The sequence below is a fragment of the Nocardioides montaniterrae genome (assembly GCF_054782655.1).
Window position 1 is genome coordinate 370,074 of the sequence record NZ_BAAGSB010000001.1, and the last position, 16,491, is coordinate 386,564.

The window sequence follows — 16,491 nt, forward strand, 5'->3', positions numbered from 1 at the left end:
TCGTGCGCCACAGGGCGAATGGTCCGAGAACGGTCGAATGAACGGTACGGGAACCGACCAACCCGTGCCGCATCGTCGTCAGTGCCACCTGCCACAATGTCCGCCAAGCCCCAGTAGCTCAGTGGATAGAGCAGCCGCCTCCTAAGCGAAAGGTCGCAAGTTCGACTCTTGCCTGGGGCACCACACGCTCGGCGGTGCCGAGGCGCCGCGAGCTGCGTGTCGAGACCTCAGCCGACGTGGACGGCGTACGCCGCGGCGTACCCCTCGGGGACCTCGATGTCGCGGACCTGCCAGCCGTCGATGAAGCGCTGCGGGTCGGTGCCGGTACCGAGGTAGTCGGCCTGCGGCTCGCGGCCCAGGCCGATGCCGAGGCCCTTGAGATAGGCCTCGGTGCGGGTCCACGCGCGGGTGAACCGCTGCGCGGCCTGCGCGTCGTCGGGGGCGGCCGAGACCTCCTCGGCCTCGTCGGGGTGGAGCACGCCGACCAGGCCGGCGAGACCGTCGGGGTCGGGGCAGCGCTCGGTGTCGATGCCGACCGGGCGGTCCGCGAGCGCGACCAGGACCAGTCCCGGCGTGTGGCTGAGGGAGAACTCCAGGTCGCTGCCCTCGATGCGCGGGCGGCCGTGGGGCTCGCCGCAGCGCGGGCAGTCGTGGCGCCCGAACCGGATCTCGCCGGGCTCGGTGCGCAGCGCCGTCGCGATGATCCGCCGGGTCGCCGCGTGGGCGATCTCGTACGGGCGACGCAGCTCGGCGCGGACGTAGGAGCCGGCCTGCGTGCGCTCCTCGGCGTCGAGCCACTCACGGGCCGCGTCGAGCTCGGCCTCGGTGACCTCGTCGGTCCGCAGCACCCACACCGCGGGGTCCCCCGGCGCGACGTCCGCGAGGAGCGGCGGGTCGAGCAGGGAAGGTACGCCGAGAGGTTGGAACGACATGCCTCCAGCCTGCCCTATCGCTGGGCGCCCTACGCCTCGGCACTGGTCGCCGGTTGTGAAGCGGAGCGAGGTCTATGGGCCTCGCTCCACTTCACAACCTCAAAGCAACAACTGCTTGCGGCAGATCAGACCTGCGGCGGGGCCGGCGGAACGGCGGTCGAGGCCGTCGGAGCGGCGTGCGCCGGAGCAGCGTTGCCGGCCCGCTTGGACTCGGCGGAGATCGAGTCGAGCCAGCCGTCCCAGCGTCGCGCCATCGGGCCGATCAGGCCACCACCGACGCCGACGATCAGGATGCCGCTGATGGTGCCGAGGACGGCGATCAGGACCGGCAGGGTCACCGAGAGGCCGATGCCGACCTGGTTGAGCGCGGCGATCACGCCGAGGGCGACGATGAAGCCCGCGACGATCTTGGCGAGCAGTGCGCCGTACGAGACGCCACCGAGCGAGGCGGCCAGGATGTCCTTGACCGCGTTGGCGACCGCACCGGCGATGACGACGATGATGATCGCGACGAACGCCTTCGGCAGCCAGTGGACGATGTCGTCGACGATCTGACTGACCGGGTTGGTCGGACCGAACGCCGTGAGCGCCAGCTGCAGCGCGATCAGCAGCACGAAGTAGTAGACCAGCTTGGCGATCAGGTCGATCGGCTTGATCTCCGCAGCCGCGAGCGCCTGGTCGGCGCCGGCCTTGTCGAGGACCTTCGTGAAGCCGACCTTGGTCAGCACGATGGCCAGCCCCTTGGCTACGGCCTTGGCGATGATCCAGCCGATGAAGAGGATCACCAGGAAGACGACCAGCTTCGGGATGAAGCTGATGACGGTCTTCAGGTTGTCGCCGAAGATTCCGCCCCAGTCGATGTTGATCGAGAGCGTGGAGATGAGAGTTGTCATGAGGTCCTGCCTTCCCGAGATGGAGACAACCACTTGATGAGGGGGACGTCGGAGTCGCTCCGAGGTCGTTCCTCACCGACCACCCTAGGCACAAAGATCGGCCGATGGACAGAGGTACGGCCGCGCCGCACGGGCTCACGGACGGCTCCGCCGATCCGGCCCCGGCCAGTCACAACGGGCGATTCCGCCCGGATGGGTCAGGCCTCAGGCCCTCCGGAACTCGATCCCGGCGGCCTGCAGGCGCCCGAGGAGAGCGTCACCCATCGCGACCGCGGGGGTGACCTGTCCGGAGGTGTCCGGCAGGTCGTCGAGGGCCAGGCACATCGCCGACTCGGCGAGCATCTTGGACGTCTCGGTGTAGCCGGGGTCGCCGCCGGAGACCTGCGTGCGCACCGTCACCGGCTCGCCTGACTTCGGCGCGGTCGAGGCGACGAAGTCGACGGTGAACCACGTCTTCTCGCGGCGCCGCTCGTCGGGGCCGCTCCCCTGGGGCACCTTCTTCTTGAGGAACTCGCGCACGGGCGCCACCTGCGCGCCGGCGAGCAGCATGCCGACCCCGGCGGCACCACCGGCGGCGTACCGGAGCGTCTTGGTCCCGGCGAAGTGGGTGTACCCGAAGTCCGGGCCGTACGCCGGCAGCGCGGCTCCGCTGCGGGCGACCACGAACGGGTCGATGGTGGGCAGCGGCAGCAGCCAGTAGCCGAGCGCGCGGTCGCGGCCCGGCTTGCCGTTGATGGCACGCGAGCGCCGACCCTCGGGGCGCGGCTCGATGCGCTTGCGGGCCTTCATCGCGTCACTCATCTGCTTCGCGCGCGAGAACGCGGTCATCGCGGAGTGGAAGGTGCCGCCGGAGAACGTGCCGTTGCTGCGGGCGACCCCGCGCATCCGGACCGGGTCGGTGATCTCGCCGCCGCAGGCCTCGGCCAGTGCCTGGACGGTGAAGTAGGCGCCCAGGTCGTGCGGGATCGAGTCGAAGCCGCAGGTGTGCACCAGCCGGGCGCCAGTGGCACGGGCGGTCGCGTCGTGGGCGACGTACATCTTGTCGACGAACTCGGGCTCGCCGGTCAGGTCGACGTAGTCGGTGCCGGTGGCGGCGCACGCGGCGACGAGCGGGCCGCCGTGCTGGAGGTAGGGGCCGACCGTCGTCGCGATCACCTTGGTGGAGGCGGCGACCTCGGTCAGGCGCACCTCGTCGGTCGCGTCGACCAGCAGGAGGGGAAGGTCGGCGCACGCCGGGTTGATGGTCGCCAGCTTCGAGCGCACGTCCTGGAGCTTGGTCTCCGAGCGGCCCGCGATCGCCCAGCGCAGCTCGGCGGGAGCGTGCTCCGCGAGGTACTCGGCGGTGAGGCCGCCGGTGAAACCGGTGGCACCGAACAGGACGACGTCGAAGGATCGCGATCCGCGATCGGCAGCAGCCATGCCCCGATCGTGGCACCGTTGCGCGCACGATGGAACCTCAGGGTCCGGACCTCCGTCATAGGGACGTGGACGACAACGACGAGACCGCCTTCACGGCGTACGCCGAGACGGCCTGGCCCACGCTCGTCCGTGCTGCCGTGTTCCTGGGCGCGGGCATGCACGAGGCCGAGGACCTCGCCCAGCAGACGCTGGTGCGGTGCTACGGCGCGTGGGAGCGGGTGAACGGGGCCGACAACCGCGACGCCTACGTCTACCGGATGCTGGTCAACGCGTTGCGCGACGAGCGACGAACGGGCTGGTGGAAGCGGCGGCGCGACCTGCCCCAGGGGGTCGAGAGCGCCTCCGGGTCGACCACCGACGCCAGCGAGGCGATCGTCATCGCCGACGCGGTCCACCGGGCGCTCGACCGCCTGACCAAGCCCAACCGGGACGTCGTCGTCCTGCGCTACTTCGCCCAGCTCTCCGAGGCGCAGACCGCGTCCGCGCTGGGCATCCCCGCCGGCACCGTGAAGAGCCGGCTCTCCCGCGCGCTGACCCAGCTCGCGGACGACGACCACCTCGCCGACGTACGGAGCCTGTGATGAGTGACCTCGAGAAGAACTGGGACGACCTGCCCGTGGGGCCGGTACCGATCGACGCGATCCTGCACGAGGCCCACCGGGTCGACATGCGCGCCGAGATGCGTGCCGAGCTGCGGGCGGAGGCGGAGGCCACGGCGCTGTCCACCGCCGCCGCCCGCGCCAGGCGGCGCCGCGCGATCGGCCGTCCGCTGGTCGCCGCGGCTGCCGTCTCGGGCGTCGCCGCCGCCCTCGTCGTCGGCATCAACGCCGGTGGCGGGAACGGCGGGTCCGGCGGCAACGGCGACCTCCACGCCGCCGCCTTCCAGGCCGACGTCAAGGCCGCCACCTCCTGCGACGACCTGCTCGGCACCTACCGCCAGCGCGCCGCCAAGCTCGTCACCGCCTGGGGGTGGGGCGGTGGGCCGATGATGTACGCCGACGACGGCATGCGTCGCGCACCGATGCACGCGATGGCCAGCGCACCTGAGGCTGGTCGTTACACCGACACCTCGGGGCTGCTCGACAGCATCAACTCCATCCAGTCGGCCACCAAGTCTCTCGATGGTCTCGTCCAGACCCAGGGCCGCCAGTCCAGCAAGACCGGCACCAACACCCAGGAGTCGGGGGTGGACGAGCCGGACACCGTGAAGACCGACGGCAAGATCCTGGCCCAGCTGCACGACGACGAGCTCTGGCTCTACGACGTCTCCGGGCACGACGTACGCCGCCTCTCCTCGATGCCGATCCAGGGCATCGACTCCCCCGAGATGCTGCTGTCCGGCCACACGCTGGTCCTGGTCGGCGCGGACTCGTCCGACACGAACGTCCCGTTCACCCGGGTCACCACGATCGACCTCAGCGACCCGAGGGCACCGAAGCAGACCGACAACGTCACCTACAGCGCGAGCCTGCTCTCGGCCCGCCAGCACGGCGACGCGATCCGGCTGGTGCTCAGCTCGGGCCTGCCGGACCTCGACTTCACCCAGCCGCACGGCGACGTCACCGAGCGCGACGCGCTCAAGGCCAACCGCAAGGTGGTCGCCGACTCCACGATCAGGGACTGGTTGCCGATCATCGCCCACGGCAGCGACGACCGGCAGCTGCTCGACTGCACCGACGTCGGCATCCCCGACGCCAAGGTCGGCCTGGACACCGTCTCGGTCGTCGGCTTCGAGGCAGGTACGCCGAACGACGTGAACGCGATCGGCCTGGCCGGCGCGACCGACATCGCCTACGAGTCGACCGACCACCTCTACCTGGTGGCCAGCCCGACGTCGTACGGCTGCTTCGACCGGTGCCTCGCGGCGGGCATGCTGCGGCCCGACCGGCCGTACGTCGGCCCCGAGGGCGGCACCAGCTACCTCTTCGACTTCGCGCTCAACGGCGACAAGGCGGTGCACGTCGCCTCGGGCGAGGTCGAGGGCCGCATCCGCGACCGCTGGTCGATGGACGAGAAGGACGGCGTGCTGCGGATGGCCGTCGGCCCGACGTCGGAGACCGGCAGCTTCAACTCCTTGGTCACGATGAAGAAGCGCGGCGAGGAGCTGTTCGAGATCGGCCGGGTCGACGGGATCGGCCGCAACGAGGAGCTCGAGTCGGCGCGCTGGTTCGACAACCTGGCGATCCTGGTGACCTACCGCAACACCGACCCGATGTTCGCCATCGACCTGACCAAGCCGTCCCGGCCCCGGCTGATCGCGAAGGTCAAGCTGCCCGGCTACTCGGCGTACCTCCACCCGCTCGGCCCGCACCGCCTCATCGGCGTGGGCGTCGGCCCCGGCGGCAACACCCAGGTCGGCCTGTTCAACACGACCGACATGCGCCACCTGCACCGGATCGCGCAGGCGCACTTCCACAACACCGACCCGCTCGCGGCCAACGACCCGCGCAGCTTCACCTGGGAGGCGAAGTCGCGCACCGCGCTGACCGTCATCGAGCGCTGGGGCGCCAGCCGGGTCGGCTACCTGGCCTCGCTCGAGGTGCGCTCCGGGAAGCTGGTCAAGCACAAGACGCAGGTGGAGTACGGCGACGACGTCGACCTGGTGCGCGCCGTACCGCTCGGCGACGGACGGGTCGTGGTCACCACCGGCGAGGGTGCGCACTTCTGGCACCTGGCCCCCACCAGGTGACGTCGTAGGCTCGGAGCATGTGCCGCAACATCAGGCCGCTGAACAACTTCGAGCCTCCGGCGACGTCCGACGAGGTCACCGCCGCTGCCCTGCAGTTCGTCCGCAAGGTCAGCGGGACGGTCAAGCCGAGCCAGGCCAACCAGGAGGTGTTCGACCGGGCCGTCGCCGAGATCGCGCACATCACCCAGCACCTGCTGGAGGATCTCGTCACGACCGCCCCGCCGAAGAACCGCGAGGAGGAGCGTCAGAAGCAGATCGAGCGGAACCGGGTCCGCTTCGGCTGAGGCGTCACCCCAACGGCTTGTAGAACACCTTGCCGGAGCGGTCGTGCGCGTCACCGCTGCGGAAGTCGACGCCATCGACGATGGAGCCATCGCCCTTGCTGCCACCGCACAACGGGAAGAAGGCGGTGACCACATCCGTCGAGCGGTCCCAGCGCACGTGCGCGCCCCTGCAGCGCACCTTGGGATACACGTCGACCTCGCTGATCGCGTTGGCCCGGACCACCGTCGAGCCGGGCTTGTGGTCGACGGTGTAGTTCCAGCCCCAGCCGGCAAGGCCGGCGCCGAGGACGAAGTGCCCCGAACGCGGCAGCGCACGGATCCGCATCCGCAGGCTGAAGCCGTGGTCCAGGTTCGCCACCCGGACGCGCAGGATGTCGGCACGCGCCGGCGCATCTCCACGGGCGTCGGTGTGGACGCAGGTGCTGCTGCAGTAGTACGCCTCCTCGGCCGTGGCCGGAGTCGCGGTCACGGACAACAGCCCGGTCGCGAGCAGGATGGCGGTGATCCAGCGGAGGCGGTGCATGGGGTTCTCCCGTCGGCAGATGACCAGCCCGAGAGACGCGTGGAAACTAGCACCGATTGCCGCCGGAGGAGCGAGCGCTGCGGGACGGCGTACGCCAAACAACCGGGGCTCTCACCGAACCTCAGGCCCGTCGTACCTGATGTTCTGGCCCCGAAATCGCCGATTTGAGGGCCAAAAGATCAGGTACGACGGCCTACAGAACCTTCACGAAGATGTGGTCGGCGGCCTCGGGGAAGATCTCGGCGGTCTCGCCGCCGGAGCCGACCAGCACGCCCTCGGCGGTGGCCTGGATGGTGATGGTCTTGTCGGGGAGGGCGCCGACGCGGCGCATGGCGCTCATCAGGGCCTCGTCCTTCTGCATCTCCTCGGAGATGCGGCGTACGAGGGCGCGGCCCGACTCGGGGCCGGCGGCCTTCGACAGCGAGACGACGTCGGTCATGAAGGCGTCGGCCTCGGCGTTCTGGCCGAGCTCGGTCAGGCCCGGGATCGGGTTGCCGTAGGGCGACTGGGTCGGGTTGCCGAGGAGCTCCATCAGCCGGCGCTCGACGTTCTCGGAGATGACGTGCTCCCAGCGGCACGCCTCCTCGTGGACCAGCTCCCAGTCCAGGCCGATGACGTCGGTGAGGAGGCGCTCGGCCAGGCGGTGCTTGCGCATCACCCGCGTGGCCAGGCGAGTGCCCTCGTCGGTGAGCTCGAGGTGCCGGTCGCCCTCGACGGTCAGCAGGCCGTCGCGCTCCATCCGGGCGACCGTCTGCGACACCGTCGGACCGCTCTGGTGAAGGCGCTCCGCGATGCGCGCGCGCAGCGGGACGATGCCCTCCTCCATCAGCTCGAAGATGGTCCGGAGGTACATCTCGGTGGTGTCGATCAGGTCGCTCACGCGACCAGTCTCTCAGGCGAAGGTGATGTTGAAACGATGGAGTCCGGCGGCCAGGGTCTCGATGTCCTCGACCGACCACGACTCCAGCTTCTGGGTGGCGCCCTCGCGGCGGGCGGCGTGCACCTCGTCGAGGCGACGAGCACCCTCCGGCGTGACGGAGAGCAGCTGCGCGCGACGGTCCTGCGGGTCGGTCGCCCGCGTCATCAGGCCGAGGTCCACCAGCTGCTGGACGTGCCGGCTCACCGAGCCCTTGTCGATGGCGAAGATCTCACCGACGGTGGTCGCGCGCAGGGGGCCGTGCGCCTGGACGTGCCCGAGGATCAGGTACGAGCCGGCCTGCAGCTCCGGGTGCACCTGGTGCGCCCGTGCCGCGATGCCCCGCCGGGTCCTCCCGACGAGGACGCCGAGCTCGGCCTGCAGGGCGTTGAACGCCTCCATACGCGAATCCACACCCGCAACCTATCGCGCGAATCGTGACCAGGTCGTTATCTGACTAGTCCGCGGAATGTCGTCTGATTCCTGCAACCACCGGGCACTACGGCGCATCTGCACAGGCATGAACCCCCTCTCGAAGACCACGAAGACCGCCCGCGTCGGACTCCTCGCCGTCACCCTCGTCAGCGCCCTCTCGGCCTGCGGGAACGGCGCGGCCGACGCCCAGGACCCCGTCACGACGACCCCGACCACCACCGCGACCGCGACCCCGGCGTCGACCCCGTCCGCCTCCCACGACCTGGTGATCGCACCGGGATCCGTGGGCGCCGTGCACGCCGGCGACACGATCCGCCAGGCGCTGCACACGGGTCTGGTCGCGAAGGGCGCGATCCTCTGCCCCGGCGAGCGGATCCACTGGCGGTCGGACCGCACCGGCAAGAAGTACTTCGTCTACACCCGCGCGAACACCGTCACCCAGGTCTCGGTGAAGACGCCCGGCCCGCACCTCTCGAACGGCATCGAGGTGGGGTCGACGTACCGGAGCCTTCTGCACGCCTACGGCAGCGACCTCTCCCAGCCCTCCCACGACGGTTGGCCCGGGACCTCGCAGGTGTACGTCGAGGCCGACGGCGACCCGAGCCACGTCTACCTCTCGTTCCAGATCGACGGGGCGAAGCCGACCGGCGCCTCGAAGGTCACCGAGATCGCGGTGACCGACGGGCGCCGGGCGGGCTTCATGTACGACTGCTGAGGCTCACGCCACCTCGGCGGCGGCGAACTGTGCGGCGTGCAGGCGGGCGAACGGCCCGTCCGCCGCCAGCAGGTCGGCGTGCGAGCCCTGCTCCACGATCCGGCCGTCCTCCATCACCAGGATGAGGTCGGCGTCGCGGATCGTCGAGAGCCGGTGCGCGATGACGAACGAGGTCCGGTCGGTGCGCAGCGCCGCCATCGCCTGCTGGAGCAGCAGCTCCGTGCGGGTGTCGACCGAGGAGGTCGCCTCGTCGAGGATCAGCAGTCCCGGCTGGGCCAGGAACGCCCGCGCGATGGTGATCAGCTGGCGCTCGCCGGCCGACAGGTTCGCCCCGTCGTCCTCGAGCAGGGTGTCGTAGCCGTCGGGCAGCGAGTGGACGAAGCGGTCGACGTACGTCGCCCTCGCGGCAGCGAGCATCTCCTCCTCGGTCGCCTCCGGGCGGCCGTAGAGGATGTTGTCGCGGATCGTCCCCTCGAACAGCCAGGTGTCCTGCAGGACCATGCCCACGCGCGAGCGGAGGTCGGCGCGCGTCATCTCGGTGATGTCGACGTCGTCGAGGGTGATCCGGCCGCCGCTGAGCTCGTAGAACCGCATGATCAGGTTGACCAGCGTGGTCTTGCCGGCACCCGTCGGGCCCACGATCGCGACCATCTGGCCCGGCTCGGCGACCAGCGAGAGGTCCTCGATGAGCGGCTTGGCCGGGTCGTAGGAGAACGAGACGTCCTCGAAGGCCACGCGCCCCCCTCCGGTGGTTGAGTACGAGCGAGCGCCAGCGAGCGAGGTATCGAAACCACCGACGTCCGGGACCTGGTCCTCGGCATCGAGCAGCTCGTAGACCCGCTCCGCCGAGGCGACACCGGACTGGAGCAGGTTCGCCATGGAGGCCAGCTGGGTCAGCGGCTGGGTGAACTGGCGCGAGTACTGGATGAAGGCCTGTACGTCGCCCAGCGACAGCGAGCCGTGCGCCACGCGAAGGCCACCCACGACGGCGATCACGACGTAGTTCAGGTTCCCGACCAGCATCATCACCGGCATGATCAGGCCGCTGACGAACTGTGCACGCCAGGCCGACTCGTACAGCTCGCCGTTGTGCTCGGCGAAGACCTCCTCGACGGCCTGACGGCGACCGAAGACCGACACCAGGGCGTGGCCGGAGATCGACTCCTCCACGTGCGCGTTGAGCTTGCCCGTCTGGCGCCACTGGTTGATGAACTGGGATTGCGACCGCTTCATGATCCGGGTGGTCACGAACATCGAGATCGGCACCGAGATCAGCGCGAGCAGTGCCAGCTCCCAGCTGATCCAGAGCATCATCGACAGGACCGCGACGACCGAGAGCAGCGCCGTGAGCATCTGGCTCATCGTCTGCTGCATGCTCTGCGCCAGGTTGTCGATGTCGTTGGTGATGCGGCTGAGCAGCTCACCGCGCGGCTGGCGGTCGAAGTAGGACAGCGGCAGCCGGTTGACCTTGTCCTCGACGTCGGTGCGCATGCGCCTGATCGAGCGCTGCACCACCCGGTTGACGAGGAGTCCCTGCAGCCAGGCCAGCAGGGAGCCCACGACGTACACCGCCAGCACGAGGAGCAGCGCGTGGCCGACCGCCGTGAAGTCGATGCCGGTGCCGGGGATCAGGTCGGCGTGCCGGATCAGGTCGGCCCTGGTGTGGTCACCCTGCGCGTCCAGGTGTGCCGCCACCTGCTCCTTGGTCAGACCCTTCGGCAGCGAGCCGCCGAGGAAGCCGTTGAACACCTTGTCGGTCGCGTGGCCGAGCAGCCGCGGGCCGAGCGCCATCAGGATCGTCGAGCCGAGGGCGAGCAGCAGGACGGCGTACAGCATCGGCCGCTCCGGCGAGAGCTCGCGCAGGAGCCGCTTGGCCGAGTCGTTGAAGTTGGTGGCCTTCTGGCCCATCGCGACGCCACCCATCGGCCCGCCGCGGCCGGGGCCGCCCGGACCGCCGACGACCCGCTCGGTCGTCTTCATCTCCTTGCTCATGCCACGGCCTCCTCGTTCTCGCCGATGCCCTGCGAGGCTGCGATCTCCTGGTACGTCGGGTTGCCGGCCACCAGCTCGTCGTGCGTGCCGCGGCCGACGATCTCGCCGTCGTCGAGGACCAGGATCAGGTCGGCGTCGCGGATCGTGGCGATGCGCTGGGCGACGATCACCACCGTCGCGTCGACGGTGACCGGCTTGAGCGCGGCCCGCAGGCGCGCGTCGGTGGCCAGGTCGAGCGCGGAGAACGCGTCGTCGAACAGGTAGATCTCGGGGCGGCGTACGAGCGCTCGCGCGATCGCCAACCGCTGGCGCTGGCCACCGGAGACGTTGGTGCCGCCCTGGGCGATCGGGGTGTCGAGCTGCTCGGGCATGGCGCGGACGAAGTCCTCGCCCTGCGCGATCCGCAGCGCCTCCCACAGCTCCTCGTCGGTGGCCTCGGGCCGGCCCTGGCGCAGGTTGGAGCCGACGGTCCCGGTGAACAGGAACGCCTTCTGCGGGATCAGCCCGAGGGTGGCCCAGAGGACCTCCTCGTCGAGGTCGCGTACGTCGACCCCGTCGACCTTCACCGAGCCCGCGGTCGCGTCGAGCAGGCGCGGGATCAGGTTGATCAGCGTGGTCTTGCCGGCGCCCGTCGAGCCGATCACGGCCACCGTCTGGCCGGGCCGCGCGCTGAAGCTGACGTCGCGGAGCACCGGCTGCTCGGCGCCCGGGTAGGTCAGCGAGACGCCCTCGAGGTCGAGGTGACCGTGGACCGTGAGCTCGGTGACCGGGCTCTGCGACGGCACGACGGAGGAGTCGGTGTCGAGGACCTCGGTGATGCGGTCGGCGCACACGGCCGAGCGCGGGACCTGCATCAGCATGAAGGTGCCCATCATCACCGACATGACGATCTGCATGAGGTAGGAGAGGAATGCGGTCAGCGCGCCGGGCTGCATCGACCCGTCGGCGATGCTGTGCCCGCCGAACCAGATCAGCGCGACGCTCGCGCCGTTGGCCACCAGCATGACGATCGGGAACATCGCCGCCATCCAGTTGCCGGCCTTGAGCGAGACGTGCGTGAGGTCCTGGTTGGCCTTCGCGAAGCGCTCGGTCTCCAGCGGCTCGCGCACGAACGCCCGGACCACGCGGATGCCGGTGATCTGCTCGCGCAGCACCTTGTTGACCGCGTCGAGACGCTCCTGGACCAGGCGGAAGTACGGCACCATCCGGCTCACGACCAGGCCGATCAGCACGGCGAGCACCGGCACGACCACGGCGACCAGCCACGACATGGCGAGGTCGACGTGCATGGCCATCGCGATCGAGCCGACCATCAGGATCGGGATCTGCACGGCCATCGTGCAGGTGAGCATGGTCAGCATCTGCACCTGCTGCACGTCGTTGGTCGCGCGGGTGATCAGCGACGGCGCACCGATGAGGGTCACCTCGCGGGCCGAGAACCGGCCCACCTGGGCGAACACGTTGCGGCGTACGTCGCGGCCGAAGGCCATCGAGACGTGCGCGCCGAACCAGGCCGCCGCGACCGCGCACACCGCCTGGGCGAGCGAGACCGCGAGCATCAGGGCACCGGTGTGCACGACGTACGACGTGTCGCCGCGGACCACGCCCTTGTCGATGATGTCGGCGTTGAGGCTGGGCAGGTAGAGCATCGCGCCGGTGGCGACGAGCTGGAGCAGGACGATCGCACCGAGCCAGCCCTTGTAGGGCCTGAGGTGGTCACGCATCAGACGGAGCAGCATTACTCCTCGTTGTCCTTTCTGAGGACGCCGTCGAGAAGGGTGTCGACGATCTGTTCCGGGGTGAGGCGGCGCCCATCGGAGATGTGGGGATGGGTGCCGGAGAAGGTGAGCAGGCGCAGCAGGTGTGCCAGCTCGTCGGGCCGACAGGTGAGGCGCTCCACGTCGGGCTCGATGAGCGAGACCAGGATCTGCTCGGCCCGAAGACGGTCGGCCTCGACGCTGCGGTGGGACCGCGGCCGCCCGACCATGCCGACCGCGGTCATCAACGCGAAGATGCCCGCGAACCGGATCTGGAGCAGGGCGACGGCGTCGAGCAGCCGCGCGCGCAGCTCACGATCGCGATCGACGATCTCGAGGTCGGCCAGGAAGGGCGTCATGTCCATCCCGGCCTCCACCGCCGCGTCGACCAGCTCGTCCTTGGAGCCGAAGACCCGGAAGATCGTCCCCTCGGCGACGCCCGCCGCCTCGGCGATCTGCTTGGTGGTGACGTTGCGGCCGTGGCGGTGCAACAGCGGCAGGGTGGCGCCGATGAGGGCCGCCCGGCGCTCGTCGGGAGACATCGGAGCGGCGCGGACCATGCCCACACCTTAGATGAGTGAGCACTCACTCACAAATGGATTTCCCGTGAGCAACCGGCAAACCTTGGGAACCGGTCTGGACCACGACGGGACCGTGTCACGATAGTCGCTGGCAGCTCGGGTGCCGGCCCCGTCGGGCGCGACGGGGTGCAACGACGCGCACCGAAACGGGGATTGAAGTTGGAGCAGGGAACGCTGCGCGAGCTCAAGGCCGACGACGGGACCGACGCGCTGTCCGCCAAGCGTTCGCTGGCGATCCTGCGCGCCGTCTCCGAGGCCCTCTTTCCGATGCATGCCGCCGGTTCGGCGTACGGCGCCTTCGGGCCGGACAGCATCATCATCGACGGCGACAACGTGCGGCTGGCCGACACGGCGACGTACGACGAGAAGTACGCCGCCCCCGAGCTGCGGGCCGGCGGCGAGCCGACGCCTGCCTCCGACGCCTTCTCCTACGCCTCGCTCGCGCACCGGCTGCTGGCCGGCGACGCACCGGCCTTCGACCCCCGCGGCGTACCCCTCCCGATCGTGGAGCGCCACCCCGGCTTCCCGGCGTTCGCCGCCGAGGCGATCACCCGAGCACTGCAGGTCGACCCCGCCAAGCGGCCGCTGCCGAAGGTCCTCGACACCCTGCTCCAGGTCGTGCCGATCGACCGCTGGCCGGCCACGGCCGACCGCGTCATCCCGACGCCCGAGCCGGCGGCCGCCCCCGAGCCCGCGGTCGACCAGGCCGCGCAGCGACCCGCTCGAGACCTCGCCGGCGACGCACGCAGCGCCGACCAGATCCGCGAGGAGCGCAACGAGGAGTTCCGCCGCGCCCTCTCCCCCGGCCACGCCGTGCCCCGGATCGCCTGGAACCCCGCCGACCACTCCGCGCAGTCCGACTCGCGCCCGTTGATCGACTGGACCGCCACCGACGACCCGACCCGCCCCTCCCACGAGGTGCCCGAGATCCGGTGGAGCCCCAAGGCCCTGCACGGCGGCGACCCGCTCACCGACGAGCTTCCGGTCGTGGAGGGCCCCGCGCCCGTCGACCCCATCGGCGAGGCGATCGAGGAGGCCATCGCCGACCCGGTCGAGGCCGAGCCGTCGCCCGTCGTCGCCACGTCCGAGGTCTTCGCCGCCGAGGCCGCCGAAGAGGACTCGGCCGCCGAGGATGAGGCCCCGGAGGACTCGACCACCGAGGACGAGGTCTCGGAAGACTCGACCACCGACGACGAGGCGACCGAGGACGAGCAGGCCGAGGACGAGCCCACGGACGACGAGGCCGCCGACGACGAGGCCACCGAGCCGTCAGAGGAGCGCGTGCGCAGCACCCGCCGCCGCAGCAAGGGACTGACGGCCGACCAGGTCCAGAAGATCGCGCTGGCCGCGATCCTGGTGCTGGTGCTGATCGCGGGCCTGATCTTCGCCCTGACCCACCGCGACGGGCCGAAGTACGACCCGACGCTTCACGGCGCGAGCCGCTCCCTGACCCACTCGGTCCCGGTCCAGGAGTAGCGCAACCGGTCGTGCAGGCGCCCCTGCCGGCCCTGCCAGAACTCGAAGACCCGCGGCGCGACCCGGTAGCCACCCCACCCCGCCGGCACCGGCACGTCGTCGGTGAAGCGGGCGGCGGCGTCGGCGTACCTCTGCTCGAGCTCGGCGCGCCCGCCGATCACCTGCGACTGCGGCGAGGCCCAGGCGCCGAGCTGGGCACCACGCGGCCGCGCCGAGAAGTACGCCGCCACCTCGGCCTGGTCGAGCAGCGTCGCGACGCCCTCGACGCGGACCTGCCGCTCGACCGGGTGCCACGGGAAGAGCAGCGCACACTCCGGGTGGGCGGCCAGCTCCTCGCCCTTGCGCGAGGTCGTGTTGGTGAAGAACCGGAAGCCGGACGCGTCGTACCCCTTGAGCAGGACCATCCGCGCGGACGGGCGGCCGTCGGGCGAGACGGTGGCGACGACCATCGCGTTGGGCTCGTGCACACCGGCCTCGACGACGTCGCCGAACCAGCGGCCGAAGAGGGCCCACGGATCACTCCCGGCGTCGGCCTCAGCCAGCCCGCGGTCGCCGTACTCCCTCCGCAGGGCTGCCAGCTTGGCGCCCGGCGACAAGGACTCCGCAGATTCACTCACCCGCCCAACCTAGGCGGTCGGCGGCGGGTGCGGCAGAATGCCGAAGATTGCCGCGCCACCAGCTCCCGGAGCGCAGCAGCACCTGTCCACCGACGAAGGAGTCGCCCGATGACCGAGGTTCACCACGGACTGGAAGGCGTCGTCGCCTTCGAGACGCAGATCGCTGAGCCGGACAAGGAAGGCTCGGCCCTGCGCTACCGCGGTGTCGACATCGAGGACCTCGTCGGGCGCGTCCCGTTCGAGAACATCTGGGGTCTGCTGATCGACGGCACCTACACCCCCGGCCTGCCTCCGGCCGAGGCGTACAACCTGCCGGTGCACACCGGCGACGTACGCGTCGACCTGCAGTCCGCGATCGCCGCGCTCGCGCCCGCCTTCGGCTTCAAGCAGACCTACGACTCCACGCCGGAGGAGGTCCGTGCGGACCTCGCCCGCGCCGCCGTCATGGTGCTGTCGTACGCCGGCCAGTCGGCCCGCGACATCCACCAGCCGATCGTCCCGCAGCGCGAGGTCGACAAGGGCCAGACCCTCGCCGAGAAGTTCCTCATCCGCTGGCGCGGCGAGGCCGACCCCAAGCACGCCCACGCGATCGATGCCTACTGGTCCTCGGCCGCCGAGCACGGCATGAACGCCTCGACGTTCACCGCTCGCGTCATCACCTCGACCGGTGCCGACGTCGCGGCCGCCCTCTCTGGCGCCATCGGCGCCATGAGCGGCCCGCTGCACGGCGGGGCGCCGTCCCGCGTCCTCGGCATGATCGAGGACGTCGAGAAGTCCGGCGACGCGCGCAAGTACGTCAAGGACCTGATGGACTCCGGTGAGCGCCTGATGGGCTTCGGCCACCGCGTCTACCGTGCCGAGGACCCGCGTGCCCGCGTGCTGCGTCGTACGGCCCGCGAGCTGGGCGCCGAGCGCTACCAGGTCGCCGAGGCTCTCGAGCAGGCCGCACTGGCCGAGCTGCGCGAGCGTCGCCCCGACCGCGTCCTGGAGACCAACGTCGAGTTCTGGGCGGCCATCGTCCTGGACTTCGCGCAGATCCCGGCACACTTGTTCACCTCGATGTTCACCTGCGCCCGCACCGGCGGTTGGTCGGCCCACATCCTCGAGCAGGTCAAGACCGGCCGCCTGATCCGCCCCTCGGCGGTCTACACCGGTCCCGCCACCCGCCCCGCCTCCGCGGTCGAGGGCTGGAACGACGCCTGGGGCAAGTAGTCCCGTAGCCAGACGTACCCGTAGGAAGGGGAGCCACCGATCCGGTGGCT

The 16,491-nt window shown here is 70.5% G+C and carries 16 protein-coding genes and 1 tRNA gene; 7 read left to right on the forward strand and 10 right to left on the reverse strand.

Features of this window, described 5'->3' with window-relative positions; translation table 11 throughout:
* Positions 1-107: 107 nt before the first annotated feature.
* Positions 108-183 (forward strand) — tRNA-Arg (locus ACYVJ3_RS02035).
* Positions 184-227: 44 nt separating this feature from the next.
* Here the strand turns inward: ACYVJ3_RS02035 and ACYVJ3_RS02040 are convergent.
* The 3 genes from ACYVJ3_RS02040 to ACYVJ3_RS02050 all read right to left on the reverse strand — a co-directional run bounded on the left by ACYVJ3_RS02040 (position 228) and on the right by ACYVJ3_RS02050 (position 3,244).
* Entirely contained in the window at positions 228-932 is a 705-nt protein-coding gene (locus ACYVJ3_RS02040) for a 4'-phosphopantetheinyl transferase family protein (protein ID WP_460850818.1), read from the reverse strand.
* Positions 933-1,057: 125 nt separating this feature from the next.
* On the reverse strand, positions 1,058-1,825 hold the full coding sequence (locus ACYVJ3_RS02045; protein WP_460850819.1) for a membrane protein: 768 nt from the start codon (positions 1,823-1,825) through the stop codon (positions 1,058-1,060).
* 204 nt (positions 1,826-2,029) lie between these two features.
* Positions 2,030-3,244 (reverse strand): saccharopine dehydrogenase family protein, encoded by a 1,215-nt coding sequence (locus tag ACYVJ3_RS02050; protein WP_460850820.1) that lies wholly within the window; start codon positions 3,242-3,244, stop codon positions 2,030-2,032.
* 65 nt (positions 3,245-3,309) lie between these two features.
* Between ACYVJ3_RS02050 and ACYVJ3_RS02055 the strand changes: the two genes are divergently transcribed.
* The 3 genes from ACYVJ3_RS02055 to ACYVJ3_RS02065 are packed head-to-tail and all read left to right on the forward strand — an operon-like array spanning position 3,310 to position 6,217.
* A complete protein-coding gene (locus tag ACYVJ3_RS02055; protein ID WP_460850821.1) occupies positions 3,310-3,825 on the forward strand; it encodes a SigE family RNA polymerase sigma factor in 516 nt (171 codons plus the stop codon).
* Positions 3,825-5,933 (forward strand): beta-propeller domain-containing protein, encoded by a 2,109-nt coding sequence (locus ACYVJ3_RS02060; RefSeq protein ID WP_460850822.1) that lies wholly within the window; start codon positions 3,825-3,827, stop codon positions 5,931-5,933. The genes ACYVJ3_RS02055 and ACYVJ3_RS02060 overlap by 1 nt, the downstream gene beginning before the upstream one ends.
* A 17-nt stretch (positions 5,934-5,950) precedes the next feature.
* On the forward strand, positions 5,951-6,217 hold the full coding sequence (locus ACYVJ3_RS02065) for a DUF2277 domain-containing protein (RefSeq protein ID WP_460850823.1): 267 nt from the start codon (positions 5,951-5,953) through the stop codon (positions 6,215-6,217).
* A 4-nt stretch (positions 6,218-6,221) separates the two neighbouring features.
* Here ACYVJ3_RS02065 and ACYVJ3_RS02070 read toward each other — a convergent pair whose 3' ends face one another.
* The 3 genes from ACYVJ3_RS02070 to ACYVJ3_RS02080 form a co-directional block, all read right to left on the reverse strand.
* Positions 6,222-6,740 carry a hypothetical protein gene (locus ACYVJ3_RS02070; RefSeq protein ID WP_460850824.1) on the reverse strand — a complete coding sequence of 173 codons (519 nt, stop codon included), beginning with the start codon at positions 6,738-6,740 and terminating at the stop codon, positions 6,222-6,224.
* A gap of 193 nt (positions 6,741-6,933) precedes the next feature.
* Positions 6,934-7,620 (reverse strand): metal-dependent transcriptional regulator, encoded by a 687-nt coding sequence (locus tag ACYVJ3_RS02075; RefSeq protein ID WP_460850825.1) that lies wholly within the window; start codon positions 7,618-7,620, stop codon positions 6,934-6,936.
* A gap of 12 nt (positions 7,621-7,632) precedes the next feature.
* Positions 7,633-8,070, reverse strand: a complete 438-nt coding sequence (locus ACYVJ3_RS02080; protein WP_460850826.1) for a MarR family winged helix-turn-helix transcriptional regulator — start codon at positions 8,068-8,070, stop codon at positions 7,633-7,635.
* Positions 8,071-8,176: 106 nt separating this feature from the next.
* On the opposite strand from ACYVJ3_RS02080, the gene ACYVJ3_RS02085 reads away from it, so the two are divergent.
* Complete coding sequence (locus tag ACYVJ3_RS02085; RefSeq protein WP_460850827.1) at positions 8,177-8,806, forward strand: hypothetical protein; 630 nt, start codon at positions 8,177-8,179, stop codon at positions 8,804-8,806.
* Positions 8,807-8,809: 3 nt separating this feature from the next.
* Here ACYVJ3_RS02085 and ACYVJ3_RS02090 read toward each other — a convergent pair whose 3' ends face one another.
* The 3 genes from ACYVJ3_RS02090 to ACYVJ3_RS02100 are packed head-to-tail and all read right to left on the reverse strand — an operon-like array spanning position 8,810 to position 13,115.
* On the reverse strand, positions 8,810-10,798 hold the full coding sequence (locus ACYVJ3_RS02090; protein WP_460850828.1) for an ABC transporter ATP-binding protein: 1,989 nt from the start codon (positions 10,796-10,798) through the stop codon (positions 8,810-8,812).
* Entirely contained in the window at positions 10,795-12,537 is a 1,743-nt protein-coding gene (locus tag ACYVJ3_RS02095) for an ABC transporter ATP-binding protein (protein WP_460850829.1), read from the reverse strand. Before ACYVJ3_RS02095 ends, ACYVJ3_RS02090 begins: the two co-directional genes overlap by 4 nt.
* The gene (locus ACYVJ3_RS02100) at positions 12,537-13,115 is read right to left on the reverse strand and encodes a TetR/AcrR family transcriptional regulator (protein ID WP_460850830.1); all 579 of its coding nucleotides are present in this window, start codon (positions 13,113-13,115) and stop codon (positions 12,537-12,539) included. The genes ACYVJ3_RS02095 and ACYVJ3_RS02100 overlap by 1 nt, the downstream gene beginning before the upstream one ends.
* A gap of 180 nt (positions 13,116-13,295) precedes the next feature.
* On the opposite strand from ACYVJ3_RS02100, the gene ACYVJ3_RS02105 reads away from it, so the two are divergent.
* The gene (locus ACYVJ3_RS02105) at positions 13,296-14,612 is read left to right on the forward strand and encodes a protein kinase family protein (RefSeq protein ID WP_460850831.1); all 1,317 of its coding nucleotides are present in this window, start codon (positions 13,296-13,298) and stop codon (positions 14,610-14,612) included.
* Here ACYVJ3_RS02105 and pdxH read toward each other — a convergent pair.
* A complete protein-coding gene (gene pdxH / locus ACYVJ3_RS02110; protein ID WP_460850832.1) occupies positions 14,564-15,229 on the reverse strand; it encodes a pyridoxamine 5'-phosphate oxidase in 666 nt (221 codons plus the stop codon). The genes ACYVJ3_RS02105 and pdxH overlap by 49 nt on opposite strands.
* 108 nt (positions 15,230-15,337) lie before the next feature.
* On the opposite strand from pdxH, the gene ACYVJ3_RS02115 reads away from it, so the two are divergent.
* Complete coding sequence (locus tag ACYVJ3_RS02115; protein ID WP_460850833.1) at positions 15,338-16,441, forward strand: citrate synthase 2; 1,104 nt, start codon at positions 15,338-15,340, stop codon at positions 16,439-16,441.
* The last annotated feature ends 50 nt before the right edge of the window (positions 16,442-16,491 follow it).

Bases quoted from the DNA above. Each gene is read 5' to 3' on its own strand.
- ACYVJ3_RS02085 (WP_460850827.1), top strand. From the start codon at position 8,177: ATGAACCCCCTCTCGAAGACCACGAAGACCGCCCGCGTCGGACTCCTC.
- ACYVJ3_RS02070 (WP_460850824.1), bottom strand. From the start codon at position 6,740: ATGCACCGCCTCCGCTGGATCACCGCCATCCTGCTCGCGACCGGGCTG.
- ACYVJ3_RS02065 (WP_460850823.1), top strand. From the start codon at position 5,951: ATGTGCCGCAACATCAGGCCGCTGAACAACTTCGAGCCTCCGGCGACG.
- ACYVJ3_RS02045 (WP_460850819.1), bottom strand. From the start codon at position 1,825: ATGACAACTCTCATCTCCACGCTCTCGATCAACATCGACTGGGGCGGA.
- ACYVJ3_RS02060 (WP_460850822.1), top strand. From the start codon at position 3,825: ATGAGTGACCTCGAGAAGAACTGGGACGACCTGCCCGTGGGGCCGGTA.
- ACYVJ3_RS02090 (WP_460850828.1), bottom strand. From the start codon at position 10,798: ATGAGCAAGGAGATGAAGACGACCGAGCGGGTCGTCGGCGGTCCGGGC.
- ACYVJ3_RS02115 (WP_460850833.1), top strand. From the start codon at position 15,338: ATGACCGAGGTTCACCACGGACTGGAAGGCGTCGTCGCCTTCGAGACG.
- ACYVJ3_RS02040 (WP_460850818.1), bottom strand. From the start codon at position 932: ATGTCGTTCCAACCTCTCGGCGTACCTTCCCTGCTCGACCCGCCGCTC.
- ACYVJ3_RS02050 (WP_460850820.1), bottom strand. From the start codon at position 3,244: ATGGCTGCTGCCGATCGCGGATCGCGATCCTTCGACGTCGTCCTGTTC.
- ACYVJ3_RS02095 (WP_460850829.1), bottom strand. From the start codon at position 12,537: ATGCTGCTCCGTCTGATGCGTGACCACCTCAGGCCCTACAAGGGCTGG.
- ACYVJ3_RS02100 (WP_460850830.1), bottom strand. From the start codon at position 13,115: ATGGTCCGCGCCGCTCCGATGTCTCCCGACGAGCGCCGGGCGGCCCTC.